This window comes from Dehalococcoidia bacterium (assembly GCA_028711995.1).
Lineage (GTDB): Bacteria > Chloroflexota > Dehalococcoidia > SZUA-161 > SpSt-899 > JAQTRE01.
Window position 1 is genome coordinate 1 of the sequence record JAQTRE010000231.1, and the last position, 2,864, is coordinate 2,864.

The following is a 2,864-nucleotide window of genomic DNA, read 5'->3' on the forward strand; positions in this document are numbered from 1 at the left end:
ACATCTTGTCTACCGGTTATAACGGAGCTGCGGCCGGACTCAAAGATTGTCTGGAGTTAGGCTGTTTGCGAGATGCCAACGCTATCCCTTCCGGCACCCGCCACGAGATTTGCCGGGCAATTCATGCTGAGCAAAACTGTATTATCCAGGCTTCGCTTCACGGAGTGAGCCTTGAGGGCGCCACTATTTATTGCACCCATACTCCCTGTATCCTCTGCGCCAAGATGCTGGTCAACGCCAGGATCAGCCGATTTGTAAGCTTCGGAAAATATGCTGACGATTCCTTCCAAGACCTCTTTCGCGAAGCCGGAATTACAGTGGGTATCTTTCAAAGGCCATCAACCACGATCACGCACTTGGAGTAGATTGGCTATCACAACCTCACATGAAAGGGCAGGCTATATATGGATATCGATCTTAAAGATGTTGACCCATGGGTGAGATATGCGATCTCCGCAGGGATTTTCCTCTTTTCTCTGGGGTTTGCTTTTGCCTCCCGTTACATCCTCATGGAAGTCATCGGCGTATTCGCCAGACGGACCAAGACCAAGCTGGATGACCTGATCATCCAGGCTCTCCGGGTGCCTCTTTTCCTGGGGATTGTTTCGCTGGGAATCTGGCTGGCCCTGGCCCAATCCACCAATCAAGACCCCAATATCGAAAAAGCCTTCATCGCCATTTACATCGCCATCATTGCCATGTCTCTGACCAGAATCGTCGGAGCATTGCTTACATGGTATGGGATGGAGATAGCCATCCGGACCAAGACCGATATCGATGATAAACTCCTGCCCATATTGCGAAAGGTCAGCACGGTAATCATTTATGCTATCGCCTTCATGATCATTCTGTCTCGATTCAATATCGAGATCAGCCCCTTTATCGCCAGCATGGGCATCGGCGGATTGGCTGTGGCACTGGCCCTCCAGTCCACCCTGACAAATCTTCTGGCCGGCTCCTACGTGGCCGCCGATGGCGTCATCAAAAAGGGACACTACATCAGCATGGATGGAGGCCCTGAAGGGGTTGTAGAAGAGATCAGCTGGCGCAGCACCAAGCTCAGGACCTGGCAGGGGAACCTGGTGGTGATGCCCAACTCCAAACTCTCGGAGTCCGTGGTCACCGACTATGAGGCAGGAAACGAGGCGATGTGGTTCACTATCAACTGCGGCGTGAGCTACGCCAGCGACCTGGCAAGGGTGGAACAGGTGGTGCGGGAAGTGGCTCGAGAAGTGGTCCAGCGTCTCCCGGAGGGGGTCAAGAACGAGGAGCCCACCATGAGATTCACGGGGTTCGGCGATTCCAATATCAACTTCATTGTTGGCCTCAAATCCGTAAACCGCCAGGGGCAGTTCGCTCTGAAGGATGCGCTCATCAAGGCGCTGCATAAGCGCTTTACCGAAGAGGGCATCGTCATTGAATACCCCGTTCGCAAGGTTTATCTCAGCGGCAACTGATGCAACTTTCCTAAGAAACAAAAAGGCCGTTCGTACTCACTTTGGTCGCGACATACGAACGGCCTCTGATTTTCGGGCACTTTGACCGATTATTTTTTCTTGGACGGGAACGCAACGGTGGCAGCGCCCAGTGTCGTCTTCTCGCCCTTTCCGTTCTCGACCCACAGATCACAATCGACAATATGAGCGCCGCCAGCTTCATATTTTTTGGTAATGGCGCCTTTACACCACCAGGTCTCCCCGTCTTTGTACTCAGTCATGGTATTCATCAGACGAGGGTAGTCCATCGCTCTAAATTGGACGGAAAACTTCTTCAGAGTGGCCGCCTCTCCCATCCAGTCAGTAACCATCTGGACCATCCACGTACGTTTCAACTGGCCGTGAACAATTGGCTTGCCAACACCCTGTGCAGCAGCGAACGCATCCTCATAGTGAAGCGGATTGAAGTCTCCCGAAGCGCCCGCCCATTTGACTAGCATCACACTCGAAGCCACCTTAGATAGAGGAGTTATCTGAGTGCCTACTTCCAAATCTTCCCAATATAATTGCTTTGCCATTTTTTCCTCCAAAGGTTGTTGAGTTAGCGAATAATCATGTTCTTGCGCTGTTTGGCTATCAGATCGCCATGCTGATTGGTGAACGTCGTATCGATACTTGCCACAAACATTGAACCAGCTTTGGCTGCTTTTTCTTCTATTGAAACGACCTTGGGTAAGGCTGCCAGAACATCTCCGGCCCGAACCGGCCGATAGAACTCATACTCGATGCCAGCATCAAGTATGCGAGTATAACCTTCGCTTGCCATAACATCCACCACATCTTGTTGCAGGCTATCCCGGAACGGCATGACTCCTGTCCATTTGGTAGGCCAGCCGAAGAATCCAGGTGGGGCTATGATCGAGCCATATCTTGAGTTCCGCGCATAATCATCATCCCAATAGAGCAGATTAGTTTCGCCTACTGCATCAGCAAACCTTTTAATGGCTCCCTTTTCTACCTCGAACAACCGGAGTTCTCCCGCTTTACCTACGAGCTTTTTTATGTTTTCAGATGCCATGTTTGTCCCCCTTTATACCTTTTCTGGAAGTATTGGAACACCGTTCAAATCGTAAACGTTTTGAGTTGCTCTGTCAACCCGCTGATTGGCGATTTGGGATATAAGGAAGGGCAGGCTCCAAAAGCCTGCCCTTCCTTATATCCCAAATTAGGAGTTGGTTAAATTTTACGCTCTCTGACTTCTACTTTGTATCCCCGCCCGATCAAATCCTCGATGAATTTACTGGCATCATTAGTATTCACCTGGATAATAAGGTCTTTGGTGCCGCTGGTCGGAGACTCATCCACATGGATAGCCACAAGTTCAAGATTGGCCTTATCGATGAATCGCATAACCTCTTCAAGCTTCTG

The 2,864-nt window shown here is 50.6% G+C and carries 5 protein-coding genes; 2 read left to right on the forward strand and 3 right to left on the reverse strand.

Annotated features, from left to right (window positions below; genetic code table 11):
- On the forward strand, positions 1-365 hold a 365-nt coding region (locus tag PHV74_15975; GenBank protein MDD5095849.1), incomplete at its 5' end, for a deaminase.
- A gap of 39 nt (positions 366-404) precedes the next feature.
- Positions 405-1,457, forward strand: a complete 1,053-nt coding sequence (locus PHV74_15980) for a mechanosensitive ion channel family protein (protein ID MDD5095850.1) — start codon at positions 405-407, stop codon at positions 1,455-1,457.
- Positions 1,458-1,546: 89 nt separating this feature from the next.
- Here the strand turns inward: PHV74_15980 and PHV74_15985 are convergent, their stop codons facing one another.
- From PHV74_15985 to PHV74_15995, 3 genes are all read right to left on the reverse strand, one after another.
- Complete coding sequence (locus tag PHV74_15985; GenBank protein MDD5095851.1) at positions 1,547-2,014, reverse strand: MaoC/PaaZ C-terminal domain-containing protein; 468 nt, start codon at positions 2,012-2,014, stop codon at positions 1,547-1,549.
- Positions 2,015-2,037: 23 nt separating this feature from the next.
- A complete protein-coding gene (locus tag PHV74_15990; protein MDD5095852.1) occupies positions 2,038-2,514 on the reverse strand; it encodes a MaoC family dehydratase N-terminal domain-containing protein in 477 nt (158 codons plus the stop codon).
- Between the two features lie 158 nt (positions 2,515-2,672).
- Positions 2,673-2,864, reverse strand: a 192-nt coding sequence (locus PHV74_15995; GenBank protein MDD5095853.1) for a hypothetical protein, incomplete at its 5' end; no start/stop codon positions are given.

Coding starts and splice junctions, on each gene's coding strand:
- PHV74_15980 (MDD5095850.1), top strand. CDS start 405: ATGGATATCGATCTTAAAGATGTTGACCCATGGGTGAGATATGCGATC.
- PHV74_15985 (MDD5095851.1), bottom strand. CDS start 2,014: ATGGCAAAGCAATTATATTGGGAAGATTTGGAAGTAGGCACTCAGATA.
- PHV74_15990 (MDD5095852.1), bottom strand. CDS start 2,514: ATGGCATCTGAAAACATAAAAAAGCTCGTAGGTAAAGCGGGAGAACTC.